The 25,511-nt window shown below is 68.9% G+C and carries 25 protein-coding genes; 12 read left to right on the plus strand and 13 right to left on the minus strand.

Going from position 1 to position 25,511, the window contains the following annotated elements:
- Positions 1 to 93: 93 nt before the first annotated feature.
- Positions 94 to 1,038: a hypothetical protein gene (locus tag OG194_RS43520; RefSeq protein ID WP_327406239.1), complete on the minus strand. Its 945-nt coding sequence runs from the start codon at positions 1,036 to 1,038 to the stop codon at positions 94 to 96.
- Between the two features lie 133 nt (positions 1,039 to 1,171).
- The gene (gene dacB / locus OG194_RS43525; RefSeq protein WP_327406240.1) at positions 1,172 to 2,503 is read right to left on the minus strand and encodes a D-alanyl-D-alanine carboxypeptidase/D-alanyl-D-alanine endopeptidase; all 1,332 of its coding nucleotides are present in this window, start codon (positions 2,501 to 2,503) and stop codon (positions 1,172 to 1,174) included.
- Between the two features lie 237 nt (positions 2,504 to 2,740).
- On the opposite strand from dacB, the gene OG194_RS43530 reads away from it, so the two are divergent.
- The 6 genes from OG194_RS43530 (at position 2,741) to OG194_RS43555 (ending at position 7,729) form a co-directional block, all read left to right on the plus strand.
- Positions 2,741 to 3,595 carry a DUF1206 domain-containing protein gene (locus OG194_RS43530; protein WP_327406241.1) on the plus strand — a complete coding sequence of 285 codons (855 nt, stop codon included), beginning with the start codon at positions 2,741 to 2,743 and terminating at the stop codon, positions 3,593 to 3,595.
- 303 nt (positions 3,596 to 3,898) lie between these two features.
- Positions 3,899 to 4,708: an RNA polymerase sigma factor SigF gene (locus OG194_RS43535; protein ID WP_442811758.1), complete on the plus strand. Its 810-nt coding sequence runs from the start codon at positions 3,899 to 3,901 to the stop codon at positions 4,706 to 4,708.
- Between the two features lie 52 nt (positions 4,709 to 4,760).
- Complete coding sequence (locus OG194_RS43540; RefSeq protein ID WP_327406242.1) at positions 4,761 to 5,207, plus strand: hypothetical protein; 447 nt, start codon at positions 4,761 to 4,763, stop codon at positions 5,205 to 5,207.
- A 70-nt stretch (positions 5,208 to 5,277) separates the two neighbouring features.
- Positions 5,278 to 6,087, plus strand: a complete 810-nt coding sequence (locus tag OG194_RS43545; RefSeq protein WP_327406243.1) for an alpha/beta fold hydrolase — start codon at positions 5,278 to 5,280, stop codon at positions 6,085 to 6,087.
- The gene (locus OG194_RS43550; RefSeq protein WP_327406244.1) at positions 6,087 to 7,370 is read left to right on the plus strand and encodes a PP2C family protein-serine/threonine phosphatase; all 1,284 of its coding nucleotides are present in this window, start codon (positions 6,087 to 6,089) and stop codon (positions 7,368 to 7,370) included. Before OG194_RS43545 ends, OG194_RS43550 begins: the two co-directional genes overlap by 1 nt.
- Positions 7,367 to 7,729 (plus strand): STAS domain-containing protein, encoded by a 363-nt coding sequence (locus OG194_RS43555; RefSeq protein ID WP_327406245.1) that lies wholly within the window; start codon positions 7,367 to 7,369, stop codon positions 7,727 to 7,729. Before OG194_RS43550 ends, OG194_RS43555 begins: the two co-directional genes overlap by 4 nt.
- Positions 7,730 to 7,733: 4 nt before the next feature.
- Here OG194_RS43555 and OG194_RS43560 read toward each other — a convergent pair whose 3' ends face one another.
- The 6 genes from OG194_RS43560 to OG194_RS43585 all read right to left on the minus strand — a co-directional run bounded on the left by OG194_RS43560 (position 7,734) and on the right by OG194_RS43585 (position 13,596).
- Positions 7,734 to 8,669 carry an anti-sigma factor RsbA family regulatory protein gene (locus OG194_RS43560; protein ID WP_327407395.1) on the minus strand — a complete coding sequence of 312 codons (936 nt, stop codon included), beginning with the start codon at positions 8,667 to 8,669 and terminating at the stop codon, positions 7,734 to 7,736.
- Positions 8,670 to 8,838: 169 nt separating this feature from the next.
- Positions 8,839 to 9,189 (minus strand): PRC-barrel domain containing protein, encoded by a 351-nt coding sequence (locus OG194_RS43565; RefSeq protein ID WP_327406246.1) that lies wholly within the window; start codon positions 9,187 to 9,189, stop codon positions 8,839 to 8,841.
- 49 nt (positions 9,190 to 9,238) lie between these two features.
- Complete coding sequence (locus OG194_RS43570; protein ID WP_078652406.1) at positions 9,239 to 9,409, minus strand: hydrophobic protein; 171 nt, start codon at positions 9,407 to 9,409, stop codon at positions 9,239 to 9,241.
- Between the two features lie 92 nt (positions 9,410 to 9,501).
- Positions 9,502 to 9,948: an RpiB/LacA/LacB family sugar-phosphate isomerase gene (locus OG194_RS43575; protein WP_327406247.1), complete on the minus strand. Its 447-nt coding sequence runs from the start codon at positions 9,946 to 9,948 to the stop codon at positions 9,502 to 9,504.
- 133 nt (positions 9,949 to 10,081) lie between these two features.
- The gene (locus OG194_RS43580; protein ID WP_327406248.1) at positions 10,082 to 12,817 is read right to left on the minus strand and encodes a ricin-type beta-trefoil lectin domain protein; all 2,736 of its coding nucleotides are present in this window, start codon (positions 12,815 to 12,817) and stop codon (positions 10,082 to 10,084) included.
- A gap of 206 nt (positions 12,818 to 13,023) precedes the next feature.
- Positions 13,024 to 13,596, minus strand: a complete 573-nt coding sequence (locus OG194_RS43585; RefSeq protein WP_327406249.1) for a dihydrofolate reductase family protein — start codon at positions 13,594 to 13,596, stop codon at positions 13,024 to 13,026.
- 212 nt (positions 13,597 to 13,808) lie between these two features.
- Here OG194_RS43585 and OG194_RS43590 point away from each other — a divergent pair, with 212 nt between their 5' ends.
- The 3 genes from OG194_RS43590 (at position 13,809) to OG194_RS43600 (ending at position 17,383) form a co-directional block, all read left to right on the plus strand.
- Complete coding sequence (locus OG194_RS43590) at positions 13,809 to 14,540, plus strand: MgtC/SapB family protein (RefSeq protein WP_327406250.1); 732 nt, start codon at positions 13,809 to 13,811, stop codon at positions 14,538 to 14,540.
- A gap of 260 nt (positions 14,541 to 14,800) precedes the next feature.
- Positions 14,801 to 15,523, plus strand: a complete 723-nt coding sequence (locus tag OG194_RS43595) for an alpha/beta hydrolase (protein ID WP_327406251.1) — start codon at positions 14,801 to 14,803, stop codon at positions 15,521 to 15,523.
- 294 nt (positions 15,524 to 15,817) lie between these two features.
- The gene (locus tag OG194_RS43600; RefSeq protein ID WP_327406252.1) at positions 15,818 to 17,383 is read left to right on the plus strand and encodes an oxidoreductase; all 1,566 of its coding nucleotides are present in this window, start codon (positions 15,818 to 15,820) and stop codon (positions 17,381 to 17,383) included.
- A 94-nt stretch (positions 17,384 to 17,477) separates the two neighbouring features.
- Here OG194_RS43600 and OG194_RS43605 read toward each other — a convergent pair whose 3' ends face one another.
- Positions 17,478 to 18,137, minus strand: a complete 660-nt coding sequence (locus OG194_RS43605) for an MSMEG_1061 family FMN-dependent PPOX-type flavoprotein (RefSeq protein WP_327406253.1) — start codon at positions 18,135 to 18,137, stop codon at positions 17,478 to 17,480.
- A 10-nt stretch (positions 18,138 to 18,147) separates the two neighbouring features.
- Complete coding sequence (locus OG194_RS43610; RefSeq protein ID WP_327406254.1) at positions 18,148 to 18,276, minus strand: hypothetical protein; 129 nt, start codon at positions 18,274 to 18,276, stop codon at positions 18,148 to 18,150.
- A gap of 786 nt (positions 18,277 to 19,062) precedes the next feature.
- Here OG194_RS43610 and OG194_RS43615 point away from each other — a divergent pair.
- Positions 19,063 to 20,202: a hypothetical protein gene (locus OG194_RS43615; RefSeq protein WP_327406255.1), complete on the plus strand. Its 1,140-nt coding sequence runs from the start codon at positions 19,063 to 19,065 to the stop codon at positions 20,200 to 20,202.
- A gap of 491 nt (positions 20,203 to 20,693) precedes the next feature.
- A complete protein-coding gene (locus OG194_RS43620) occupies positions 20,694 to 21,005 on the plus strand; it encodes a hypothetical protein (protein WP_327406256.1) in 312 nt (103 codons plus the stop codon).
- A 141-nt stretch (positions 21,006 to 21,146) separates the two neighbouring features.
- Here OG194_RS43620 and OG194_RS43625 read toward each other — a convergent pair whose 3' ends face one another.
- The 3 genes from OG194_RS43625 to ppk2 all read right to left on the minus strand — a co-directional run bounded on the left by OG194_RS43625 (position 21,147) and on the right by ppk2 (position 24,873).
- Positions 21,147 to 21,998 carry an alpha/beta hydrolase gene (locus OG194_RS43625; protein WP_327406257.1) on the minus strand — a complete coding sequence of 284 codons (852 nt, stop codon included), beginning with the start codon at positions 21,996 to 21,998 and terminating at the stop codon, positions 21,147 to 21,149.
- Between the two features lie 306 nt (positions 21,999 to 22,304).
- Positions 22,305 to 24,047, minus strand: a complete 1,743-nt coding sequence (locus OG194_RS43630; protein ID WP_327406258.1) for a SulP family inorganic anion transporter — start codon at positions 24,045 to 24,047, stop codon at positions 22,305 to 22,307.
- A gap of 22 nt (positions 24,048 to 24,069) precedes the next feature.
- Entirely contained in the window at positions 24,070 to 24,873 is an 804-nt protein-coding gene (gene ppk2, locus OG194_RS43635) for a polyphosphate kinase 2 (RefSeq protein ID WP_327406259.1), read from the minus strand.
- 169 nt (positions 24,874 to 25,042) lie between these two features.
- Between ppk2 and OG194_RS43640 the strand changes: the two genes are divergently transcribed.
- Entirely contained in the window at positions 25,043 to 25,408 is a 366-nt protein-coding gene (locus OG194_RS43640) for a ferredoxin (RefSeq protein ID WP_327406260.1), read from the plus strand.
- Positions 25,409 to 25,511: the final 103 nt, after the last annotated feature.

A 25,511-nucleotide genomic window follows, 5' to 3' on the forward strand; every position in this document is an offset into this window, starting at 1 on the left:
TCACCCGGCGAATCGATTTGTCGCTACGTCAATCGGATGGTTCTGGCCGAGGGGACGCATGGGTCGGGTTCGCCCGGTTCGCTTGTGGGGACTTCATGCGTCGGTCCAGCGGATCGGGTGGCCGGAGGGATCCGTGGTGAGCCAGGTTCCGTCTCCGAGGGGCTGGATGTCGTAGGGGTTGTCCGTGCGCGCGTCGAACTCGGTCCGGACCTGGCCGGAACGCGCGTCCACGCGGTAGTGCCGGAACCACTCCTGATCGTCCTCGGTCTCGCCGGCGAGGGTGACGATGACGGTGTCCGGGGTCAGGTAGCCGCCGCTCCACTCCACGTAGATCTCGTCGGGGTCGTGTCCGAAGGCGTCGACGGAGAGAGCGAACCGCACCTCGCCGTCGGGGTAGGTGTGGACGGCGATGTCGGTCTGCTCGTGGTGAACGGTCATGAACCGGTGGCCGTCGGGCGATAGGTCGATGAGACACCGGTCGTCCCACGGATAGCCGACGAGATTCATCCGGGCTCCGGTCAGTGAGGCGCGGTAGATGACCGAGCCGTCCTGTCCCTCGCCGACATCGAGGAGGACCTGACCGTCCGACGGGTGCGGCAGTTGCTGTCCACCGTGGCCGACGGTCCGCAAATCCGCGTGTGCGATGACTGCCCCGGTCTCGGCGTCCACGGCGACCCACTGGTCGGGACGGTCACGGCCGGCCATGGCGTCAGGCCGGTAGACCCACACCGCACGTTCGTCCGACGACAGCACACAGCCGGGCCGGTGTCCGTATTGCCGAACCGACCGTGGCTCGAACTGCGACCGCCACACCTCGGCCCCGTCCGCCGTCACGCACACGACCGCGTTGAGAGTCGTGTAGTAGGCGTGCTGAAGGTCGGCGGCAGCGGCGTGGTCGACGACGTCGTCATCGGGAGACGGCCGGCAGGCCATGACCGGCGACAGCACGCCCCTGGCATCAGCCGTCAGGTCGTAGGCGCAGACACGTCCGTCGACGAGCCGCGTGGTGATCCGCAGGGGATGAGGGGATCGAGCCACGCGTCGGAGTTTAGCGCCCCAACGGATCTTCGGCGTGGGGCCGACCGGTCGCCCTGTCCAACTCCACGTACCCCGCCCCGTTTACGGCTCTACGGCCGCCTCACCACACAGGACGGGGTCTCAGAGCGGGTGCCTACGCCCAGCACCCGTTGACCGTGGCCGCGAGCCCGTCGAGCGCATCCTTGGTCGCGTCCGGGGCGGCCGTGGAGTTGTTCTCGATGAAGGAGAAGATCTTCCAGCGGCCGTCCGCGGCCTTAGTGAGGCCGCTCAGGGCGATCGCGCCCGTGAGCGTGCCTGTCTTGGCGCTGACCTTTCCGACGGCGCACTGCGAGTTCGCCGTGTCGAAGCGGCCCCACTCCGGGCCCAGCGTCGAGCCCGCCTCGCCCGCGACGGGGAGGCCGTCGACGATGTACTTCAGGGTCGGGGCGTTGGCCGGGTCGTCGGCCAGGTCGAGGATGTCGGCGATCGTCTGGGCCGGGATGCGGTTGGAGCGGGAGAGGCCGCTGCCGTCGTGGATCTCGAAGTTGGCCAGCGATACGCCGTACTGGGTGAGGACTTGGCGGACCACAGCCGTGCCGTCCTCGAAGGTGGCCGGGCGGCCGGCGGCCAGCGCGGTGCTCCGGAGCAGGGTCTCGGCGATATCGTTGTCACTCACCTTGAGCATGTGCTCCACGATGGACGACAGCGTGCCGGACTGGTGCTGGGCCACGGGGACGGCCGTGGTGCCGGCGGTGGCGTGGGTGACGCTTCCGGTGACCGTGACGCCCTGCCGGGCGAGGAGCTTCGCGAAGATCTGGCCGGCGTCCAGGGACGTGTCCGTGACGTGGCGGCCGTCGACCACCAACGCCCGTACGGGGGCTATGGAGTCGGGGTAGTAGCCGTCGTTCCAGCCGGTCGCGAGGGTGGGCGCGGGGAAGAGGCTGTCGTCCACCGTCAGCTTCACCGTGGTCAGGCCCGCGTTCTTCAGGCCCGCCACGGCAGTTGTGGCCATCGCGGTGAGGTCGGCCGTGGTCAGGGTGCGGTCCCCGCCGCCGACCAGGGTGAGGGTGCCGTTGCCGTAGACGACCTTCGTGGTGAAGCGGTGATCGGGGCCGAGGATCGTCAACGCGGCGGTCGACGTGGCGAGTTTGGTGTTCGACGCGGGCATCAGCGCGGTGGTCGCGTCGTGGCCCCATACGGCCTTCTTGGTCTCCGCGTCGATCACGACGCCGCTGAGCGTGCTGCCCAGACGGGTGTCCTGGACACGGGTGTTGAGGTTGTCCGCGATCTTCTGCTCGGCGGTGTCGAGCGTGGCGGCGGTGGTGGAGACGGTCTTCTCGGCGGCGAAGGCGGAGCTGCCGAACAGGATCGTCCCGGCGACGGGAGCGGTCACCGCTATGACGGCGGCGCGGCGGAGCGCCGGACTCATCGCTCTGCTCTTGCGGTGACGTCCGCTCGCGCCGTCTACGGAGGGGGAGTTGGGCATGGGGGCCTCGCCGCGGGTGTGTGGGTGGGGGAGGGGACAGAAGATCCAGGGATCTTGAAAAGGAAAGTAACAGCTGTGAGGGGCCTTTGTGGCGCGATCGGCCGATGCCGTCCCCGTGACGCACAGCGAAGCGTCCCCGCGACGCACATCGAAGGCTCCGCCGGGGGCACGCGAGAGTACGGGACGCGTACCGTGCGTCCGCGTTTCGGCTCGTCCAGTGTTTCCAGGAAAGGCATCATGACCTCGTCGCAGACGCACAAGTGGGGCCTCCGGAGGGCGAGTTCGACCGCCCGGAGCCACGCACCGGGAGAGGCCGAGGGCAAGCAGGCGCTGTCCGTCACAGGGCGCGCCGGGTTCGTCGCACGCGGTGTCGTGTACGTCCTCGTCGGCGCGCTCGCCCTCCAGATCGCGTTCGGCGACGGGGGCCGGGAGGCGGACCGGCAGGGCGCGTTGCAACAGGTCGCGGCGCAGCCCTTCGGGAAGGTGATGCTGTGGATGCTCGTCGTCGGCTTCGGCTGCATGGCGATCTGGCGGGCCTCCCAGGCACTGCTCGCGAACGGGCCGAAGAACAAGGCCGGTTCGCGCCTGCTGGACGGGGGCCGGGCCGTGTTCTACGGCTTCGTCTGTTGGGGTACGGCGTCCTTCGCGGCCGGGAGTGGCGGCTCGTCCGGCAGTGACGCCAAGTCGCAGGACTGGACGGCCTCGGCGTTGAAGCTGCCGGGCGGTCAGGTGCTGGTGGGTCTCGTCGGCTGCGTCCTGATCGGGGTCGGTGCGACCCTCGCCGTGCGCGCGGTGATGCGGCGTTTCCTGCGGCGGCTGGAGACCGGGAAGATGAGCCGCCGGGTACGGCAGGTCGTCACCGGCCTGGGTGTGGGCGGCGGTGCCGCACGCGGTGTCGTGTTCGCCGGGGTGGGTGTGTTCGCGCTGGTGGCCGCCATCCGCTTCGACCCGCACCAGGCCAAGGGCATGGACGCCACCCTGCGCACCTTCGCGCACACTCCTGCGGGGCCGTGGCTGTTGGTCGCCGTCGCCGTCGGGCTGGTCCTCTTCGGCGGCTTCTCGTTCGCCTCGGCACGCTGGCGTCGCCTGTGAACCCTGGCAGTACGGCAGTACGCCCGTCCGTCCGCGCCCCCGCGCACAGCGGCGTCGTAGAACCTCCGAAGCGGTGTGAAGAACCCGCGAAGTGTGTGAAACCACGTGCGTTCCCCGAGTCGGTCGAGCCCGACGGGGCATGCTTTTGGGCCGGCTGCGGAATTGTGAGGTCCGGGGAGACATGGTTGTGCCCGAAGGGGGCACGCGACGTTCGTCCTGTTCTCCAGTTAAGGCGGCACCGTGGCTTCCTCCGTGAAGGCTCTCGAAGCAACTGCTCCTGTCCGCGCGGGAGTTTCGGATGTCGTGGACGACCTCCCGTGGATCGAGGACGGGGCCAAGGTCGCTCCCAAGGACGCCCGGGTGATGTCCCGGATCTTCCTCGACCGGCTCCAGGAGCTGGAGGAGGGCACCCAGGAGTACCAGTACGCGCGGAACACGCTGATCGAGATGAACCTGTCGCTGGTGTCCTTCGCCGCGCGCCGTTTCCGCAACCGGGGCAGCGGTGACATGGAGGACGTCATCCAGGTCGGCACGATCGGTCTGATCAAGGCCATCGACCGGTTCGACCTGTCGCGCGAGGTCGAGTTCACCTCCTTCGCGATCCCCTACATACTCGGCGAGATCAAGCGGTTCTTCCGCGACACCACCTGGGCCGTGCACGTCCCGCGCCGCCTCCAGGAACTCCGGGTCGACCTCGCGAAGAGCAAGGAGACCCTCGGCACCGAGCTGGGCCGTACCCCCACGGTGAAGGAACTCGCCGCTCACCTGGAGCTGACCGAGGACGAGATCATCGAGGGCCTGGTCGCCGCGAACGGCTATGTCGCCGGCTCCATCGACACCCCGAGCGGTGACGACGAGTCCGACAGCGCGCCGAAGTACGCGGACACGATGGGTGACGACGATCCGGCGCTGGAGCTGTTCGAGGACCTGCACACGCTCGCGCCGCTGCTGCAACAGCTCGACGAGCGGGAGCGGACCATCATCGAGATGCGCTTCGGCCAGGAGCTGACCCAGGCGGAGATCGGCCGCGTCCTGAACCTCTCGCAGATGCACATCTCCCGCCTCCTCAACCGCACCCTCGCCAAGCTACGGACCGGCCTCCTGCCCACGTGATCCGCCCGCCCGACAGTTCTCGCCCCGCGCGGCACCGAAAGGATCACCCCGCATGAGCACCACGAGCACCGACCACGATCCCCTGCACCAGCCCGCCGCACCGATCGTGACCGAGCCCGTGCCCGACCTCCAACTCCAGTTGCTGGTACGGCTGATCGGCCAGGACGCGGAGGCCGCCCTGCCCATCACCCTCACCGTCGGAGGCGCCTTCCTCTACGGCGACCTGATCTCCCACGAGGCATGGACCACCGACTGGGCACGCAGCCTGCACGGGATGGACGGCTCCGGCGCGCAGTTGCTGGAGCGGTTCCCGCAGCAGGTGGACGAGGTGGTCGAGGACAGGCAGGGGGGACCCGGCCCGCAACGGCTGCCGCAGTGGATCCATCTGCGCGACGCCACCGGAGTCACCGGCGGGGGCGGGACCGCCGTCATGCCTCTGTGGCGCGGCCGGCTCACGGACGTGTCCGGCTGGTCCCTGGGCAAGCCGAAGCAGCCCTGAGGCGCCGGAGGCGTCGGTACGGGGTGAGCGCGGTGGGTGGAGAAGGAAGCGGTCTGTGAGGATGTGCCGCATGCGTATGCGGAGCAGGAACCATGTGACTGTGTCGGGCCGGGCCGGTGGGCCGGTCGTGATGCTGGCGCACGGCTTCGGGTGCGACCAGCACATGTGGCGGCTGGTGGTACCGCTCCTGGAACGCGACGTCACCGTGGTGCTCTTCGACCATGTGGGCGCCGGCCGCTCCGATCTGTCGGCCTGGAGCCCGGAGCGCTACTCCACGCTGGACGGCTACACCGACGACGTGCTGGAGATCTGCCGTGAACTGGCGCTCGGCCCGGTGACGTTCGTGGGGCATTCCGTGAGCGCGATGATGGGCGTCCTGGCCGCCGCACGCGAGCCGGAGGCGTTCGCCGGTCTGGTGCTCCTGGCCCCCTCGCCCTGTTTCATCGACGACCCGGCCACCGGCTATCGCGGCGGGTTCAGCGCCGAGGACATCGACGAACTGCTGGAATCGCTGGACGCCAACTACCTCGGCTGGTCTGGCGCCATGGCACCGGTGATCATGGGCAACCCCGAACGCCCGGAACTGGGCGAGGAGTTGGCCAACAGCTTCTGCCGCGCCGACCCCGACATCGCCCGTGTCTTCGCCCGCGTCACGTTCCTCTCCGACAATCGCGACGACCTCGCCGAGGTGGCCGTGCCCACGCTGGTCGCCCAGTGTTCCGTCGACGCGATCGCGCCCCCGGAGGTCGGAGCCTTCGTACGGGACCGGATCCCGGGCAGCCGACTGGTCACCCTGAACGCGACCGGGCACTGCCCGCAGCTCGCCGCACCGGAGGAAACAGCCGCCGCGATCACCGACTTCGTCGAATCCGCGCGCTGATGGGCGCGAGCGACGACAGCGAGGGCGGCGATCACCGGCAACCCGGGAAACCGCCCGGCAAACAGCCCGGTGACGACCACGCGGCGTTCTCCGCGCTCCTTGAGGACAGCGCCGAGGACCTGTACGAACACGCCCCGTGCGGCTACCTCTCCACACTGCTCGACGGCACCATCGCGAAGATCAACACGACACTGCTCGACTGGCTCGGCTACGACCACGGCGACCTGGTGGGCCGCAGGACCTTCTCCGACCTGCTGACCGTGGGCGGCCGGCTCTACCACGAGACCCACTTCGGCCCGCTGCTGCGCATGCAGGGCGAGGTCAGCGGGATCGCCCTCGAACTCAAGGCGACCGACGGCAGCCGGCTGCCCGTGCTGGTGACCTCCACCGTCAAGACCGGCGGCGACGGCCAGCCGCTGCTCATCCGCACCACCGTCTTCGACGCCCGCGACCGCCGCGCCTACGAGACGGAACTGCTGCGCGCCCGACAGCAGGCGGAACACGAACAGGACGAGCTCAAGCGCCTCAACGCCACCCTCCAGCAGACCCTGCTGCCCCCAACTCTCGTGAACGTGCCGGGACTTGACGTCGCCGCGCACTACCACGTCGCCTCCACCGACATGGTCGGCGGCGACTTCTACGACCTCTTCCCGCTCTCCGCCGGCACCTGGGGGCTGTTCCTCGGGGACGTGTGCGGCAAAGGCGCCGCAGCGGCCGCCGTCACCTCGCTGGCCCGCTACACGCTGCGTGCCGCCGCCGTCTACGACCCCGACCCGGCCGCCGTGCTGAGCAACCTCAACACCGTCCTCAACCACGAGTACAACGGCCACGACCCGCGGTTCTGCACCGTCGTGTTCGGGCTGCTCACCCCCGAGGGCGACCGCGGCGGCTTCCGCATCACCCTGGCCAGCGGCGGCCACCCGCCCGCGCTGCTCCTGCGCGCGGACGGCAGCGCCGACCATGTGCACACCCCCGGCGGACAGCTCATCGGCGTGCTGCCCGACGCCCATATCGCCACCGCCACCGTCCACTTGGCGGCGGGCGACACCCTGCTGCTCCACACGGACGGTCTCACCGAAGCCCGCCCGGCCCACACCAGGGACGCCGACCGCTACGGCGACGAGGCCCTCCTCGACTTCGCCCGCGCCCTGGCACCCACCACCGCGTCCGACGCCGTCGCCGCGATCCGCGACCTGCTCGACACCTTCGGCACCGGCGTCGACGACGACACCGCCGTCCTCGCCATCAACGTGCCCCGACCCACCAGCGAAGAGCAGCCGTGACCCAACTAGCCATCCGCACCCGGACCACGCCCGCGGGGCCCGTCGTCGAACTCACCGGAGAACTCGACTACGACAGCTTCCCCCAGGTGCGTGAACTCCTGCCCCGGCTGGCGCTGTCGGACGGCCAGCAGCTCGTCGTCGACCTGGCCGGCGTCACGTTCTGCGACTCCAGCGGCATCACCGCCCTGCTCGCGGCCCGCAACCACGCCCTCGCCGCCCGGGCGGGCATCGCGCTGGCGGCGGTCCCGGGTCACATCAGCCGCATCTTCCACATGGTCGGCCTCGACCAGGTCTTCCCGACCCACCCCACCGCTCAGGACGCGGAAGCGGCCTGGACACCTCCGGCCGCGCGCCCCTGAGGCGTCAACGGGCCAGGTAGAAACGGATGGTTGTGCCGTTCTCGGCCGTATGGCCGCGGACGAGATCGGCGACGTAGTGCACCAACAGCAGCCCTCGTCCGCCGGGTTGGTCACGTGACGGCGGGCGCCGGCCGGCCAGCGGGTCCGTCAGCCGGCCGTGGTCGTGCACCTCGCAGACGATCCGCTCGTCCTCGGCCCAGATCCGCAGCGTCCCCGATCCGCCGCCGTGCAGCACGCTGTTGGTGGTCAACTCCGCGACGGCCAGCGTCAGATCCTGTAGCCGTAGACCCGCAAGCCCCAGCCGCTCTGCCTCCTGGACCGCGAAATAACGGGACTTGGGGAGTTCTCCCGCGTCGAACGCGATGGACGCGGCGCCCGGCGGGTGGGGGAGCGGCTCGTTGTAGCGGGCGATCGCGCGCTGCGGATCGTAGGCGGGGCTGGGGAGTTGGGCGCCTTCGTCGATGACGAGCGGATGGGTGGCGCGGGCGTCGGCGAGCACGTCGGGCTCCAGCCGGTCCGCGTCGTACGGGCAGAGGATCGTCACCTCACGGTCCCGGAACGCGGAGTTGATCAGCGCCTCGTGCTGGACGCACGCCGGGTACTCGACGGCGGTACGGCCGGGCCAGATCGGCTCCCCGATGATCCGCACCCGGCCGCCACTGCCGGCATGGGCGTCGGCGAAGGCCCGCAGCACGCCGGGGATGATCCGCCCCGGATTGCGTCCGACCTCGGTCATGTCGAGGAACCGCACATCGGCGCCGCTCGATCCAAGTCCGGCCTTGATCAGTTCGAGACGCGGGCCGGGAACGGCGACCGCGACGGCCTCTCCGGCGGCCAGCCCCGCCTTCACGAACGGCACCGTACCGACCGTGTACTGCTCCTCGCCCCGGTAGAACAGCGCGGGATGTACGAAGGGTGCACCGTCGGTGGCCGTACTCATCGCGCCGCCACCTCGATCCTTGTCGGGCCGGGCCAGGACATGTCCACGGAGCGCGGCGACAAGGAGGACGGCGGTCACCGCCCCGGCAGTCTACGGGGGTAGCACGACAGGGTGGTGGGCACCGGCAGAAGTGCCGGTGCCCACCACCCTGTCGAGCCGCGAGTGCCGATCAGGCGCGGGGGTGCCCGTAGTAGCCGCCGACCTGCTCGTGGTACCCGGCGTCACCGGGGTGCTTGTCCTTGTCGAACTCCGGGGAGTTCTTGATCTCTTCCTTCGTACGGCCGACGTGGATCGTCCGCTCCGCGACGTCGATGGACGCGATGGTCCCGACGGGCAGCAGCACGTGCTTGCCGAAGATCCACACGCCGGTGTCGACGACGATGTACATGGCCCCGACGTCCTCGGAGTGCTTGTCCACCTTGCCGATCGAGCCGTCACTCGCCTCGACCTTGAATCCGGTCAGATCCGTACCGGTCTGGTGGCCCGATTCGGCCTGGTAGTCCCACATGTCGTCCGCCATGTAAACCTCGCTTTATGGTGAGTGAATTTCGAGATCGGTGATTTATCTCCTACCAGCGGTACCAACGCCCTCGCGTACCGCCGGAACCCGTCGAACGGGCGACAAATCCCAGCAGCCACAGGACGAGAACGACGATTGCGACCCACCAAAGAATTTTGATGGCGAATCCCGCACCGAAAAGCAGCAGTGCCAGGAGAAGAACAAGGATCAGGGGAAACATATGTATCGACCTCCAGGCAACCGAGTGCCCTTGCGGAAATGATTCATGCGCCCGGAGGAAACAAAAAAATGCGCGGTGCGCCGTTCGGACCGTCACCTGGGCACGTCGAGCTGCCCGACGCGTGACACGTTCTCCCGGTCGTCGGCGTCCTCGCTGGCCGCCGTGGTGAACCAGGCGTCGAGGATCTCCTTGAGCAGGGGCTCTGAGGTCAGTCGCAGGCTGAGGGCGAGTACGTTGGCGTCGTTCCAGCGGCGGGCGCCCTCCGCCGTGTACGCGTCCGTGCACAGGGCCGCCCGTACGCCCGGCACCTTGTTCGCGGCGATCGACGCGCCCGTGCCGGTCCAGCAGCACACGACCGCCTGGTCCGACCTCCCGGTGGAGACCTCGCGGGCCGCCGCCTCCGAGCAGACCGCCCACTGCGGGTCGTCCCCGGGACGCAACGCCCCGTGCGTCACCACCTCGTGGCCCCGGTCGCGCAACTCCGCGACGAGGGAACGCGCGACGGGTTCGTCCATGTCCGAGGAAACAGAGATCCGCATGGATCGGAGGCTACTCAGCGGATCAGCACGGTGCCAGCTCGGAGTGGGCCTGTAGCGGGCCTGTTGAGCGGCTCCCGCCGGGGTGTGGGCAGTTGAGCCCGTGCCGTCCACGACCCGGCGGGAGCCGGCGACGCTAGGACTGCCGCCAGATCTGGTTGGCGCCGCCCGCGCAGGTCCAGATCTCCAGTGCCGTGCTGTTGGCCGTGCCGTGCCCGACCGCGTCCAGGCACTTGCCGGAGCCCACGTTGACGACGCTGCCGTCGGAACGCACCCGCCACTGCTGGGCCGCGGAACCGCCGCAGTCCCAGATCTCCACCGGGCTGCCGTCGGCGGTGGCACCGCCCATGACCTCAAGGCACTTGGAGTCGTAGACGGTCAGCTGGTTGGTGATCGTGGACGTCCAGGTCTGGTTCGTGCCGCCGTTGCAGTCCCAGAGGGCGGGCTGGGTGCCGTTGGTCTGGTTGGCGCCGGGGACGTCGACGCAACGGCCCGACTCCTGGCCCTTGAGGGGTGCCGCGACCGCGCCGCGCAGCCAGCTCTGGTTGGTGCCGCCGGTGCAGGTCCATAGCTCCAGCAGGGTGCCCGGGGTGGTGGCTCCGGCCGTGGCGTCCAGGCACTTGCCGGAGTTGGGGTTGACCACCGTGCCGTCGCTGTTCACGGTCCACTTCTGGGCCGCCGAGTTGTTGCAGTCGTAGATCTGCACCGGGGTGCCGTCCGTCGTGCCGCTGCCCTTGGCGTCCAGGCACTTCGCGCCGCTGTAGACGGTGAGTTGGCCGGTGGGTGTCAGGGTCCAGGACTGGTTGGCGGCGCCGTTGCAGTCCCAGAGGGCGAGTTGGACGCCGTTGGTCCGGCTCGCTCCGGGGACGTCCGCGCACAGGCCGGACTGGCGGCCCTTGAGGATGCCTCCGTGGTTGCCCGGCGGGTCGGCGGTGACGGACAGGTTGTCGAACTGGTCGGTCTGGTAACCCACCACACCGATGCCGACCTGGCCCGCCGAGTACGAACTGTCGTTGGTGGTGCCGAGGTTGACGCCGTCCGCGGTGGCGGTGATCCGGTCACCGGAGAAGCCGAGGGCGAGCGTGTGCCACGCGTGTGTGCCGAGCGCCGCCCGGGTTCCGGAGGCCAGCGTGGTCAGGGTGCCCGCCGCCGAACTCTTGACGATGGACCAGCTACCCGTGTCGCTCACCCGCAGCAGGTACGCGGCCTGGTGACTCTGCGGACGGTTCTGGGTGTTGGCCCGGCCGAACAGCTCGACCGTACCGGCCTGTTGGAGGTTCGCGTCGGCCTTGACGGTGTAGTCCGCCCACGTCGGATCGCCGAGCAGCGAGAAGGCGTCGGAGTCGTCCTGCCACTCGATCGGCTTGACCGGAGTCACCTGCTGCACACACTGTCCGCTACGGCCGTCCGCGCACGGGCGCGCCTCGAACGAGCCCTGCATGTCGGACAGATACGTCGCCTCGGTGCCGGAGACATCGTTGTCGAACGTGTCGCCGTACGGCAGTGCGAGGGCGTGGGCGGCCGACGCGGTGGCGGTGCCCTTGCCTTGGCCGGTGGTCGTGGTGACCGTGTAGATCCAACCCGGCTGAAGCGTCAGTGAGTACGAGCCGGCGGCCGGGCTGATGTCCTGCGCGTGCGTGAAGTCGGTCGACGGGCTGGGGCTGTTGACCCGGGTCGCCCACACGTGCACCGCACCGGTCGAAAGGCCGCCCTGTACTTGGACGTTGACCGTCTGCGCCGCCGTCGCGGTGGTGGTCTCCAGGACCGTGGAGTAGTCGGAGCCGTTCGGCGACTTCAGCGTCGCGTACGTGCCGTTGGACTCGGCACCGCCGAGGTAGCCCGACGCGGAGTCGATGAACTTCCAGCCCGGCTGGGCGAATTGGGTGACCTGCGCGGTCGCCCAGGTGTTCTCGCCGATGGAGTAGTTCCCGGACCACGGCGAGTTCGCGGTGGCCAGGCCGACCGTGCCGTAGGGCAGGTTGGGGTAAATCGCCGCGACCAGCGGCCAGTTGAGGTACGCGGTCATGCGGGCGTCGACGTAGCCGCGCACGATGGAGCGGATCAGCGCGGGTGCTCCGGCGTCCATGTCCAGTGAGCCGTTCTCCGACGCCCACAGCGGTTTGCCGTTGTTCTTCGCCGCAGTGGTGCTGGAGCAGGTGTCCGCGCTGCCGCCGTCACCGCCCGCGCAGGGGTAGTGGGCGCCGATGACCGACACGGCGTTGTTGAACGCCGAGTTGCTCGCCATGTCGTCCGCGACGCTCCAGCCCGAGTCGTCGCCGACGATCTGCACGGCGCCGTATCCGGCACTGTCGAGGGCCGACCGCAACTGGATGTACCAGTTGACGTCGTGCCCCCGCTCGTTCCAGCCGCCGAGGTAACTGATCGGCAGGCCGTGCTGTTTGGCACAACCCAGCCAGGAGATCAGGTAGTTGATGGTGTCGGTGGACCAGAACCCGCCGCTGATCCAGCCGGGGGCGGCCCACGCCAGACCGTACAACTTGATGTCCGGGTTACGGGCCTTGGCCTGCTCGGCGAGCCAGAACTCGTAGCCGGCGTCGCAGTTGATCTGTCCCTTGGTGTGCTCGATGGACGGTTCCGAGCCGTCGGTGGAGTTGGCGTCTCCGCCGATCTCCAGTTTCAGCAACTGGAGGTTCGCGCCGTAGCCCGGCTTGAACAGGTAGTCCAGGATCTGCGCCTGCTGGGCGGCCGGATAGTCGCGCAGCAGCCGGGAGTTGCCCCCACCGCCGCTGATCGCGCCGATCCCGTCGAACGTCCGGCCGCTCTGACCACCGTCCACGGTGATCGAGGTGGCCGCAGCTGCCGCCCGGGCCGGCTGCGCGCCGGCCGAGCAGAGGGCGGCGACCAGGGCCATGACCCATAAGGGCAGAAGGCATCTGAGAGTTCTTCGCACGGTGTCGTCCTTCTCCAGAGGGGGGTGAGGACAGCCGCAGAGAGCGCTCTCAGGAGCGGGAGGGCGCCGTCCTGACTGTCCGTGGAGGTTTGGGCGACAGTGTGGAGTTGTGTTGAATCGGAGTCAAGGGTCTACACCTGTTGGGATGCGCTCCGGCCGAGGCGTGGTCAGCGCACGACGTCGAGGACGTTCAGCTGAAGGCCGTTGCCGTACACGGCGTGCTCGACCAGCTTCAGCTTCTGGGTGTCCTTGTCGGAAGCGGGGAACAGGCGCTTTCCGGCGCCGAGCAGCAGCGGGAAGACGAGCAGGTGGTAGCGGTCGACCAGGCCGGCGTCCGAGAGGCCGTGGTTGAGGGCGGCACTGCCGTGCACGATGATCGGGCCGCCCTCGGTCTCTTTCAGGGCGGCGACCTCGTCGAGGGAGCGCAGGATCGTGGTCTCGCCCCAGTTCGACACGAGCTTGTCGTCGGTGAGGGTGGTGGAGACGACGTACTTCGGCAGCGTCTTGTAGTGCGCGAACTCGTCCATGTCCGGCCACACCGGACTGAACGCCTCGTAGCTGGCCCGGCCCATCAGCATCGCGGCGGACTCCAGCTGCTCCCGCCCCTTGATGTCGAACGACTCGGGCAGGAACTCGACCTCCTTGAAGGTCCACCCGGTGTTGCGGTAGCCGGGTTCGCCGCCCGGGGCCTCCATGACGCCGTCGAGGGAGATGAACGCGGTGCTGATCAGAGTGCGCATGGCGGGGTCCTCGGATGGTCGATGTATGTGCGGGCCTGTGTCTGGGCCTGTGCGGGCCACTCCAGGATCCAGCCGACAAAAAAATTTGTCAAGGAGGGTGGAGTTGTCGGAGACGGAAGCTGTCGGGTGGGCATGGTCCCGCCCATCCGGGTAGGGACTCTGTCGGGGCAGGGAGCAGGGAGCAGGGAGCCGGAAGGGAAGGGAGGCGCGGGGTGGCCGGACTGGCGGTCCCGTTGTGGGACGTGAGCAACGGGCAAGGGCTGCGCCAACTCGCCGAACTGGGGCTGGCGTTGCTGCTGTCGACCCTGATCGGCTGGGAACGGGCGTCGCAGCAGAAGAGCGCCGGGCTGCGCACGCACACCCTGGTCGGCATCGCCAGCGCGCTGATGATGGAGGTCTCCCAGCACGGCTTCACGAATGTCCTCGGCCTGGACAACGTCTCCTTCGACCCGTCCCGCGTGGCGGCCCAGATCGTCTCCGGGATCGGTTTCATCGGCGGCGGCCTGATCTTCGTACGCCGGGACGCGGTACGGGGGCTGACGACCGCCGCCACGATCTGGCTCACCTGCGCGGTCGGCATGGCCTGCGGTGGCGGCCTGCCGATCCTCGCGCTGGCCACGACCGCCGTGCACTTCCTCGTCGTACGCGGGTACCCGATGCTCTTCGCGCGCATGATGCCCGGCGCCGAGGCGGGGTCGTTCGAGGTACGGCTGACCTACCGGACCGGCACGGCGCTGCTGCCGCAGTTGATGGAGACGTGCACGCGGAGGGGCTTCCGCATCCAGGAGGTCAAGGTCGACCGGTTGCCGGAGCGGGCTGATCCGGCCGCGCGGGTGCTGTTGCGGCTGGAAGGTACGGCCGACGCCGGTCAGTTGACGTCCGAGCTGTTCCAGAACGACGGTGTGACGGAGGTCGAGGTGACGGCCGCCGGTGATGAGGAGTAGGACCGGGTCGTACGGGGTGGGGCGGTATCCGGTGGTGGGGCGGCATCTGGTGCGGTGAGGCGGTGTCCGGCGAGGGAGGCTCCGCGAAAACCCGTTGGCGGACCGCGGAGGTCCCTGCTACTTTCCCGGAGGCCGTGCGAGAGAACGAGGAGGTGGTACCCGTGAACGCAGTATCGACATGGGTGCTTCCCTCCGGGGTCACGGTCGGGCGATAGGTCGTCCGGGAGCGCCGTAAAGCTGCCCTCCCGAAAGGCACGACCATGCATTTCACTTCCGAGCGACGCCTCGACGACGGCGTCCTCGAACGCGAATTCACCCTCGGCGAGATCCCCGGCACCCTGTGGACGCCCGAATCCGTCGCACCGGCACCGCTGATCCTGATGGCCCACAACAACGGCCTGCCCAAGGCGGAACCCCGACTGGTGGCCCGGGCCCGGCTGTCCGCGGCGTACGGCCACGCGGTGGCCACCATCGACGCCGCCGGGTGCGGTGACCGGCCCCGTTCCGCCGCCGCCGAGCAGGCCCGCGCCGAGCTGCGCCGGGCGATGCGGGCGGGCGAGCCGGTCGACGAGATCTTCGAGTCCCTCGTCGGCCCGCTGGTCGAAAACGCGGTCCCGGAATGGCGGTTGGCTCTGGACGCCCTCCTCGCGTTGCCCGAGATCGGCGGCCCGGTCGGGTACGCGGGGTGGACCGCCCTCGGCATTCGAATGGCGGTGGTCGAGCCACGCATCGCGGCCGCCGGGTTCTTCGCCGGGGGTTATGTGCCGCGCGCCCAGCGTGAGGAGGCTCGGCAGGTCGCCATTCCGTTGCTGTTCCTGTTGCAGTGGGACGACGAGGGGAATCCTCGGCAGCGGGCGCTGGACCTGTTCGACGCCTTCGGTAGCAAGGCGAAGACACTGCACGCCAATTTGGGTGGGCACACCGGTACCCCGTGGTTCGAGCGGGAGGACGGGGATCGGTTCTTCGGGCGGCACTTGAAGTGAGGGTGGACTGACGGGGCGGCGGGCCCAGAGCAGCCGTAGACGCACGATCGCCCCGGTCGCGGCGGTGCCGGTCATCGCGGTACCGGGCGGTCGGGGCGGCGCTCGGTCGCCGGCGACGCCATCAACTGGGCCCATGCCGTGAGGCATTCGGCCCGTACCTTGCGGATCGTCGGGTCGGCGGCCGGTCGGGCCGGCTCGGTGGCCAGTACGGGGTGGGGGAGACGTCGTCCTTGGCTGTCGGACCGTGCTCCATGTGGCGAGACGAGCGCGGAGGAAGATCACTATTCTGAACTGGTGCTCTCATACGGCGAGTTGACCCCACCGGAGCGTGAGCTGTGGGACGCGTTCCCCGAGGGGCGTCGCGTGGATCTGCGCACGGGTGTGCCCGAGGACGACCGTGTCACCGAGGGCGGGCAATGGGGTCCCGGCCGGACGGTTCGGGCCGGCGTGATCGTGGCGCTTCTGTTGGGTGCGAACACGGTGCAATCGGGCGCCGTGGCGTGTCTGAGGCTCGCCGGGGCTCGGATATCCGGGCAGCTCAAGCTGGCCGGCGCGCAGATCGCTCACGCCCTCTGGATCGAGTACTGCTCGTTCGAGGAGTCGGTGGACCTTCTCGGAGCGACAACCCAGACGCTTGCGATCACGGACAGTCGGGTGCCCGGCATCGAAGCCGATTCGGCTCGCATCGAGGGGAACCTCGACCTGCGGCGCTCCGTCGTGGAAAGCCTCGCTTCCTCGCCCTTCAACCACGTGAGCACCGCCCTGTCGCTGAGCGACGCCCGCGTGACCGGCGGCATGCTCCTGAACGGGGCCCACATCAGCGCGCCCGGAGCATGGGCCGTGGCCGCCGGTGGACTGCTCATGGAAGGGGGTGTGTTCTGCGGCGGCGGTTTCGTCGCGCGAGGACAAGTCCGCCTGATGGGGGCGCAGTTGCCGCGCGGGCTGTTCATGCAGGGGGCGCGGCTGGACGAACCCGGACCAGGCGGAGTGGCGCTCGCGATGAACAACGTCGTGGCCTCAAGGCTCGACTTCTCCGACGGATTCACCGCGAACGGGACCGTGCACCTGAGGCGCACTCAGATCTCGGACAGCCTGAGCTTCGCAGGAGCCGTCCTGAACGGCCCACCCGGCGGTGACGGCCCCGCCCTGACCTGCCGACTCATGCAGGCCGTCGACGTCAACCTCACGCTGGCCCGGCCGCCGTCCGGCACGGTGGATCTACGGGGCGCGCAGGTGACCTACCTCCACGACAGTGAGCGGAGCTGGCCGGACGTGGTGGAGTTGGAAGGCTTCGTCTACGGCTCCATCAAGGCGGACGAGGCGGACGGGGCGGGCGAGCGCCGGGAGGCAGTGGGCCGGCGGAACTCCGTGGCCTCCCGCGTGGCGTGGATACGACGCTGCCCCGGCTACAACCCGCAACCCTACGAACAGTTGGCGAGCTGGTACCGGCAGGCCGGTCACGACGACGAGGCCCGCCGCGTACTGCTGGCCAAGCAACGCCACCGGCGTCAGACCCTGCCCCGGGCCGCGCGCGTGTGGGGGCATCTGCTCGACGTGACGGTCGGCTACGGCTACCGTCCCTGGCTGGCCGGCGTCTGGCTCCTCGCGCTGACCTTGCTGGGCACGCTGTCCTTCAGCTCACAGGCCCCCACTCCGGTCCAACGAGGGGAAGGCGCCCCGTTCCAGGCCCTCGTCTACACGCTCGACCTCTTGATCCCCATCGGCGGCCTGGGCCAACGCACGGCCTGGTACTGGTCGAACGGCAGCCTCCAGTGGCTGGCCTACCTGCTCATCGCCGTCGGCTGGGTGCTGACGACCGCCGTCATCGCGGGTGTCACCCGCGCTCTGCAGAAAAACTAGGGGCTGCGTGGAGTTGTGACCAGTGCGGATTGCTTCGGACCCGAGGGCCGCGTCGAGCTGGTGGCCGGTGGTTCGGCGAGCGCGGGTCGGCCCGCTACTCGTACCGGTACCTCAGTGAGTCCGCCTCCGACTGCTCGATGTCGGCGATCGTCAGTTCCGGCATCCGCAGTTGGGCCAGTGTCACCTCGGCGGAGGTCGGCTGGGCGTCCGCCGGCAACCACTGCTCCGGCTTCCAGGCCGCGCTGCGCAGGAGGGCCTTTGGGCAGTGCGGGTAGACCTCCTCGATCCCCAGGACCAGCGCACTGGCCGGCGGTTTGCCCACGGCGGTCAGTTGGGACAGCAGCTCAGGGTGGGTGGAGACGCAGGCGCGGCCGTTCACTCTGAGCGTCGTGGTGCGTCCCGGGATGACGAACAGCAGCCCGGCCCGTCCGGTGGCGACGACGTTCTGAAGGGTGTCCAGACGCTTGTTGCCGGTCGCGTCCGGAATCGCCACCGTCCGGGCGTCCAGGACGGCCACGAACCCGGCGGGGCCGCCGCGCGGGGAGACGTCACAGTGGCCCTCGGCGTCCGTGCTGGCGACCAGGACCAGCGATGAGCAGCCGATCAACTGCCGGGTCTGCTCGGTGAGTTCGGTCATCTGCTTCCGTGTGGCCGTGTCACGCGGGAGTCCGTAGACCTGGCGCAGCGCCTCCTGATCGCGCACGGAGTCGAGACGGAGCGAGTCGAACGCACTGCCGGCAAGGGATGACGTCATGCCTCCGAGCCTAACGAGCCGACCTGCGATTGACCTTGGTCGGTGAGTGCGGAGACATGTGGACGGACGCCCACGCGAGCTGTCGCATCAGCAGCTGGGTGAGCTGGGTGAGCTGGGTGAGCTGGGGCGAGTCGGGCAAGTCGGTCGCGGTGCTCGCCCCGCGCTGGGAGACGCACTGTCGAGTCCGGGCGCTATGAGCGACGTGAGGGCAACCATCGGCGGGAGGCAGAGGCAGAGGCGGAGGCCGGGCCGAAACGCAAACCGTTCTCAACCGGTCAGCTCGGGGCGACCCTGGTCGACCTGCGGACCGGCCTGAGCCGTGAGGTGTTGGGGTGTGTTCTACGAGGGGGTCCTTCACGAAGCGCCGGGTGATCCGGGATGCCCCGCCCGCTGCCGGCGGACCGGTCGAGGCGCCATCCCCGACCGGTCCGGCATCCAGCGGCGGACCCTGGAGAAGGTGTTCGGCCATGCCGCGCCCGATGTCGGCATCTTGCGGATCGACGCGATGAAGTCACAGTCGACGGGATGAAGTCTCCTCGACACCCCGACGTGAAGGCCGGGGTCGACGACGGACAAGGCGGCCGAGCCAACGGGGTTCCCCGGCTGGATCTACGTCAAGTACGCCAACACCTGAGGTACTTGGGGGCAATTGGGGCCAGGCAGGTCGGCCTGAGGGTTCGGCTGATGGGGAGTCAGCAGGTTGTGGTGCAGACAGCCACGGGGGACGCTCGGATTTCTCCCAAAGGCAACTCCGGCAACCCCAGCCGCTTCCCGCCCAGAAGTTCCACCCTGCCCAGCGGACAAGGCATCAGCCGGATCTCAGCACACAGCGGGGATGGGGAGTGTGCAGCAGCGGCCTTCACGGGTCGGAGGTGCTGCGGCATGCGCAACTGCTTCGCCTGCGGACATCCGGGTGGGCCAGTACATGGCCGACCGCAAGGACCAGCTCGCCGCGACCCACATCGCTCAGGTCCAGGGGCTGATCAGCCAGACCGACGCCACCGCGGCCAAGGCCCAGCAGAATCGCTGGCTGGCCGCCAAGGCCGCAGCCGAAGCCAACCAGGCCTCCGCCGAAGCCCAGACGGCCGCGACCGAGGCCAAGAAGTCCGCCGATCAGGCGACTGGTTACGCCAACGACGCCAAGGAATCCGCCAACAAGGCGCAGACCAGCGCCAATCAGGCCGCGACCTCTGCCACCACTGCCCGCAACGCGGCCAATGCTGCCGACCGTGACGCAGCAGCCGCGAACGAATCCGCTGCCCAGGCCGAATTCTCGGCGCGATACGCCTACACCTCGGCCACGGTGGCCAACCGCGCCGCTGATGACGCCCACGCCTCCGCGATCGCCGCAGGAAAGAACGCCGATCAGGCCAAGGCCGACGCGTCCGCAGCCTGGAAGACCACGTACAACCTGCGTGCACAGGAGGAAGCAGCCGCACGTAAGGCGGCCGCTGACGTACGCGAGCAGAAGCAAAAGCAGGATGCGAAGCCACGCTGCATCCCTCGCATGAATCAGGAGACCGCAGGACTCCTGCCCTGCGTGATGGCAGGGGGGACAGTTGCTCCGACTCCCATCGACCCACTGATGTCAGCTGTCGTCTGGGAGCTCTTCGGCCTCAACGACATCAAGGACTGCTACAACGACCCCAAGCTCAGCAAATGCGCTGTGGCCGCGATGATGGTTCTCCCTGTCGGCAAGCTGAAAGCTGTCTCGGAGCTCAAAGACGTCGGCAAAATCGCGAAGGCAGCGGACACGACCGGACGACTCTCGGACGAGGCGATCGACGCGGCATGGATGGGATGGAACACGTCGGCCAATCTCGGGCACGTCATCGACCCGGCCAAGCATGGGCTCGCTGATCTTGTCACAAAGACAGGCGGTCGGGAGAACGCACTGCGTGCGATCCTCGATAGCCTGAAGGATGCTGACGATATGCCGAAGGGCGGCCTGTACGAAGTGACGCGCATCATTGAAGGAGAGAAGGTAACTATCCGGGGTGCCATGGTCAAGGGGATTCCAAGGCTCGGCACTGCATTCAATCCCGACAAATACGTCAAGCCGTAACGAGGAGTACCCATATGCTAGCGATAACGCCGCGACCGGCGAATCCTCCGGAGAAGGCAGTCCTGCGCAAGGCTCTCGCCATCGAATTCAACGGAGTGCAAGAGCTTCGGGAGCAGATCGATCTCTGCGAGGTGACTGCGCGGTGGTCACCAGAATCCGTGAGCGTTGAGCTTCGAGTTCCCGTGGGTTCCCCGAAATCGGCTGTCGCATCCGGCCCCATCCCGACGCGAACGTCCGTATCGAATGCGTCCGGTGAGCTTGAGGGGGAGATTCTCGTCTGGACGGAAGGAGGGTTTCTGTCTGCTCTGGAATATGCATGGTATGGCGACGAAATGCCAACCATTCTCCCCGAGCCGGAACGGATGAGAAACGAAGCCGCATAAATCCCAGGATCCAAACGGGGGTGTGCCGCCCTCCCGCGCTTATGTCGTCGGGGCGAACATGCGAGGTTTTTCATGAATGACTGGCCCGAGTCGCGCACCATTCGGCTCATGGCGGACTACGGGTGTCATCCCCTCTGGCTGGGCGGTCCGCAGACAGGTGACATTGCGCCCGACGATCCGCTCCTTGGGCTGTCGTCGAAATTGGTGGAGCGCTTGAGCGAGTGGGCCGACGAGTACGACGGAACTCTCTGCGTGGACGACCCCGCATCGTCTGGATTCTCGTCACCGGAAACCGAGCTGGCCTTTTACCGGGTGGGTGAGGAGCTGGCTGTTCTGCTGGCTCAAGAGCTGGGTCGCACGTGGACGGTGACATACCGCGACGGGCGGATTGGAGCTGACCGCGTAATTTCCGCTCCGTAGGAGACGATCTCGCAAGATCTGGGCACTCCAACGGCCGTTTCCCGTCCGGGTCGATTCGGAGCGTGCCCACAGGTCAAGGGAGCAGGAGGGCGGAAGAGCGCCCCGGTCCGCAGTGGTGGACCGGGGCACTGTCCGCGAGTGTCAGCTGACCGCCCTGGCCGCGTCCGTGATGAGGCCGGCGACGACCTTCGGGTGGCTGATCATCGCGACGTGGGACGAGCGCGGTATTTCGACGACCTTGCGCGCGTTCGCGCGGCTGTACATCCAGCGCTCGCACGCCGGCGGGATCGCCTTGTCCTGGCCGGCGACCAGGCCCCACGACGGGATCGTCTTCCAGGCCGCGGCCGTGGTCGGGAAGACGAAGGAATCGGCGTCGAACGGCCGCTGCGTGGCCTGGAGGACCCGGAAGTCGGCGGTGGAGATGTCGGCGGCGAAGGCCGCCTGGCCGTCCTTGCTCAGGTACAGGTCGGTTCCGGTCGTGCCGTCGGCCTTCGTGTACGGGACCGGCACGCTCACCGGTCCGACCTCGCTGCCGGGGAACTTCGTGATGAGTTCGCCCTGCGTCTCGCCCACGTCGGGCACGAACGCCGCGATGTAGACCAACGCCTTGACGTTGGACTTCCCGGCGGCGGCATTCGTGATGACCGTGCCACCCATGGAGTGCGCGACCAGCACGACCGGTCCGCTGATGGAGTCCAGCAGGCTCGCGACGTACGGGGCGTCGGTCGGAATGCCCCGCAGCGGGTTCGCCGCGCAGACCGTGGTGTAGCCCTTGTCCTGCAACTCCCCGATGGTGGCGTTCCAGCAGGACGAATCGGCGTACCCGCCATGCACCAGGACGATCGTGGGCTTCACCTTGGACTTCTCCTCACGGTTACCAGTTGTGGCCGTAGCCGCGCCGGCCGTTCCTTCCGCGCCGGCGATCAGTGCCGCCGACCCGGCCAGCGCCGCTCCGGCGGCCAGTACCCGCCGGCGGGAAACATCGGAACTCATGGGACTCCTCAGGCATGGGGATGGGGAAGGGGGGCTGACGAAGCGCTCGCCGCTTAGCTGCTGTGCGAGGGCGGCGGGCACCAACTGAACAGGTCGCCATAGGAGTTCGGCTCGGTCGGCGGGCTCAGCCGCGCACGGGCGGCTTCATCGGTGTGGCATGTCATGGACCCTATGGGGAGCGCTTTCGCGGTGGCATCGGCAATGTGACCTAGATGCCGGGGTCGGCGTCCCGGTCGTCGCCTTCAGCAACTGCCGGGCTGCTCCCTATGTGCGGTCGGCAATCCGGGCCCACGACGGGAACGGGCGCTACGCCACCGTCCCTGCCGCCCCCTCGCCAGGCACACCGTTCCACTCCCGGTACGCGGCCACAGCCGTGGGCAGGGTCGGGAAGATGTGGTCCGTGCCGACCGAGTCCACCAGGCCGTACGCCTCCAGGTCGGCCAGGAGGTCCTGTTTGACCCGGGCGAGGGCGAACACGACGTCCCGGTGGGCGAGTTCGCGGCGGAGTTCGTCGACCGCGTCCAGGGCGGTGATGTCGACCTCCACGTTGGCCTCGGCGTTGAGGACGAACCACCGCACGGGGACGGCCTGTTGGGCTACGGCGGCCAGGGCGCGGCGGCGGAAGTTCTCCGCGTTGGCGAAGAAGAGCGGTGAGTCGTAGCGGTAGACGAGCAGGCCGGGGATCGTGCGGGCCTGCGGATAGTCGTCCACGTCGTGCATGCCCGCCATACCGGGGACCAGGCCCTCGACGGCGTCGTGCGGACGGGCCACCCGGGTGAGGAGTTCGGCCACCGACAGACCCACGGCGACGATCACGCCGTAGAGGATGTCCAGGGCCAGCACTCCGGTCAAACAGCCCAGGGCGAGCAGGAGTTCGCGGCGGCGGAAGGTGGCGAGGCGGTGGAAGCCGGTGAGGTCGATCATGCGGACGGCGGCGTAGACGACGAGGGCGCCGAGGACCGCCGAGGGGGTGCGGGAGAGCAGGGGGCTCAGGAAGAGGAGGACCGCGAGGACGAGCGCTCCGGCGATCAGTGAGTACGCCTGGCTGCGGGCGCCGGACGAGGAGGCCAGCGCCGTGCGGCTGGCGCTGCTGCTCACCGGGAAGCCGTGGAGTACGCCGGCGCCGAGGTTGGCCGCGCCCAGTGCCAGGAACTCCTGGTCGGCGTCCAGACCAGGGCCGTCGTCCTCGTCGCCGCCGGTGAAGGCGCGTGCGGTGAGGATGAAGTCGGTGTAGGCGACGAGCAGGACGCCGAGTGCGGGCAGTACCAGGTGGGGGAGTTGGGTGAGGTCGGGCAGGCCGAGCGTGGGAAGTCCCGCCGGGACGTGGCCGATCACCTTGATGCCGTAGCGGTCGTCGAGGTCGAGGACGGCCACGGCCGCCGTGCCCAGCACCATGGCCAGCAGCGGGCCGGGCACCATCCGGGACAGCCGCGCCACCGTGAACAGGAACGCGAGCGTGACGGCGGCGAACAGCACCGTAGGCGCGTGGAGTTGACGCAAGTGCCGTAGGAACGACCAGAGTTGGGGGAAGAACGCCGAACCTGTCGTCGACACCCCGGTGAGCTTGGGGAGTTGGTCCACGATCATGATCAGGGCCACGCCCGCCAAGTAGCCGATCAGGACCGGGCGGGAGAGGAGATCGGCGACGAAGCCGAGCCGTACCGCCCATGCGACGAGGCAGAGCAGGCCGACCGTCACCGCGAGGGCGGCGGCCAGCGTCGCGTAGCGGTCGGGGTTCCCTGCCGCGAGCGGGCCCACCACCGTCGCCGTCATCAGCGCGGTCGTCGACTCGGGGCCGACCGAGAGGAGTCGGGACGAGCCGAGTACGGCGTAGAGCGCGAGTGCGGGCAGGATCGCCCACAGGCCCGCGACCGGCGGGAGGCCGGCCACCCCGGCGTACGCCATCACCTGCGGGACGAGGTACGCGGCGACCGTGACTCCGGCGAGGAGATCGCCGCGCAGCCAGGCGCGCCGGTATCCGGCCAGCGCGGCGATTCCGGGTGCCAGGCGTCGCCAGTTCAGGACGCGCCCGCCCGGGCTGGGGGACATGGTGCTCCTCGACCCGACCCGCTCAGAGGCTCGCCGCGTGGTCCGGGACGAAGGTCTGGAGGTCGCGCGGGGGGCGTTCGTAGCCGGTGGACGGCGGGCGGGGCGGGAGTTCGAGGACCGGGGGCGACACCTCGTGGTAGGGGAGGGAGCCGAGCAGGTGGGCGATCATGTTCAGGCGGGCCCGGCGCTTGTCGTCGCTCTCGACGACGTACCACGGGGCCTCGGAGACATCGGTGTGCACCAGCATCTCGTCCTTCGCCCGGGAGTAGGCCTCCCAGTGGGTGAGGGACTCCAGGTCCATCGGCGACAGTTTCCAGCGGCGCAGCGGATCGTCCAGGCGGCGGCGGAAGCGTTCCTCCTGGACGTCGTCGCTCACCGAGAACCAGTACTTGCGCAGCACGATCCCGTCCTCGACCAGCATCCGCTCGAAGATGGGGCACTGGCGCAGGAACAGCTGGTACTCCTCCTTGGTGCAGAAGCCCATCACGTGCTCGACGCCGGCCCGGTTGTACCAGCTGCGGTCGAACAGGACGATCTCACCGGCGGCCGGCAGATGCTCGACGTACCGCTGGAAATACCACTGGGTGCGCTGGCGGTCGGTCGGCTTGGGCAGGGCGGCGATCCGGGCGACACGCGGGTTGAGATGCTCGGAGACGCGCTTGATGGTGCCGCCCTTGCCTGCCGCGTCCCGCCCCTCGAAGATCACGACCAGCCGGGTGCCCTCGGCCCGCACCCACTCCTGGAGCTTCACCAACTCCGTCTGTAGACGCAGCAGTTCGGTCTCGTACTTCGCGCGCGGCAGCTTTGCCGCCTTCTTGCCGGCCATGCCGCCTCAACCCCTCGATGACGTGCGCGGTTCCTCGTGTCCAAGGTCGAACACCTGGACAGCACCGTACTGACCGGCGGGGGAGCGCGCACCCCGGATGGCTGCTCCGGATGCCTGCTCTGCCTGGTTTGCGCGGGACGGCAGCGGCAACCCGGACTGTGTGACAGCCATGACCACGCAACAGGAGCTCGTCCGGTTTCTGGAGGACCGCTTCGCCTGCGCACAGGCCTGCACCGAGTGTGCGCGGGCCTGCGTGCTGCGCGTCAGCCGCTCCGACCCGGACGCCGGCGACCACGAGGCACTCGTACGACGCAAGGCGCTGCTGTGCGCGGAGGTGTGCGACGCGACCTGCCGGATGCTGGCCGAACAGAACCGCCAGGACGAGTCCGCCCTGCGCCTCCAGGCCAAGTGGTGCCTGCTCGTCTGCCTGGAGTGCGCGCAGGTCCTGGACGCGCAGCCGGGCGCCGAGGCGGACGCGGAGAAGTGCCGGGAGTGCGCGCGGGCGTGCACGGAGTTCATGGCCACACTGACCTGAAGCACACGGTGACGCCGACCTGAAGCCCACGGCCACGCTGAACTGACGTGCGCCTACGGCCTCTTCAGGGGCAGCACCGCTTCCTTCAGGGGCATTGCCGCCT

Origin of the sequence: Streptomyces sp. NBC_01288, assembly GCF_035982055.1 — a bacterium.
In the GTDB taxonomy this organism is placed as follows: Bacteria; Actinomycetota; Actinomycetes; order Streptomycetales; family Streptomycetaceae; genus Streptomyces.

Coding starts and splice junctions, on each gene's coding strand:
- OG194_RS43620 (WP_327406256.1), top strand. CDS start 20,694: ATGGCGGACTACGGGTGTCATCCCCTCTGGCTGGGCGGTCCGCAGACA.
- OG194_RS43580 (WP_327406248.1), bottom strand. CDS start 12,817: ATGGCCCTGGTCGCCGCCCTCTGCTCGGCCGGCGCGCAGCCGGCCCGG.
- OG194_RS43640 (WP_327406260.1), top strand. CDS start 25,043: ATGACCACGCAACAGGAGCTCGTCCGGTTTCTGGAGGACCGCTTCGCC.
- OG194_RS43575 (WP_327406247.1), bottom strand. CDS start 9,948: ATGCGGATCTCTGTTTCCTCGGACATGGACGAACCCGTCGCGCGTTCC.
- dacB (WP_327406240.1), bottom strand. CDS start 2,503: ATGCCCAACTCCCCCTCCGTAGACGGCGCGAGCGGACGTCACCGCAAG.
- OG194_RS43560 (WP_327407395.1), bottom strand. CDS start 8,669: ATGAGTACGGCCACCGACGGTGCACCCTTCGTACATCCCGCGCTGTTC.
- OG194_RS43540 (WP_327406242.1), top strand. CDS start 4,761: ATGAGCACCACGAGCACCGACCACGATCCCCTGCACCAGCCCGCCGCA.
- ppk2 (WP_327406259.1), bottom strand. CDS start 24,873: ATGGCCGGCAAGAAGGCGGCAAAGCTGCCGCGCGCGAAGTACGAGACC.
- OG194_RS43530 (WP_327406241.1), top strand. CDS start 2,741: ATGACCTCGTCGCAGACGCACAAGTGGGGCCTCCGGAGGGCGAGTTCG.
- OG194_RS43605 (WP_327406253.1), bottom strand. CDS start 18,137: ATGACGTCATCCCTTGCCGGCAGTGCGTTCGACTCGCTCCGTCTCGAC.
- OG194_RS43545 (WP_327406243.1), top strand. CDS start 5,278: ATGCGTATGCGGAGCAGGAACCATGTGACTGTGTCGGGCCGGGCCGGT.
- OG194_RS43585 (WP_327406249.1), bottom strand. CDS start 13,596: ATGCGCACTCTGATCAGCACCGCGTTCATCTCCCTCGACGGCGTCATG.
- OG194_RS43570 (WP_078652406.1), bottom strand. CDS start 9,409: ATGTTTCCCCTGATCCTTGTTCTTCTCCTGGCACTGCTGCTTTTCGGT.
- OG194_RS43615 (WP_327406255.1), top strand. CDS start 19,063: ATGGCCGACCGCAAGGACCAGCTCGCCGCGACCCACATCGCTCAGGTC.
- OG194_RS43550 (WP_327406244.1), top strand. CDS start 6,087: ATGGGCGCGAGCGACGACAGCGAGGGCGGCGATCACCGGCAACCCGGG.
- OG194_RS43630 (WP_327406258.1), bottom strand. CDS start 24,047: ATGTCCCCCAGCCCGGGCGGGCGCGTCCTGAACTGGCGACGCCTGGCA.
- OG194_RS43565 (WP_327406246.1), bottom strand. CDS start 9,189: ATGGCGGACGACATGTGGGACTACCAGGCCGAATCGGGCCACCAGACC.
- OG194_RS43595 (WP_327406251.1), top strand. CDS start 14,801: ATGCATTTCACTTCCGAGCGACGCCTCGACGACGGCGTCCTCGAACGC.
- OG194_RS43625 (WP_327406257.1), bottom strand. CDS start 21,998: ATGAGTTCCGATGTTTCCCGCCGGCGGGTACTGGCCGCCGGAGCGGCG.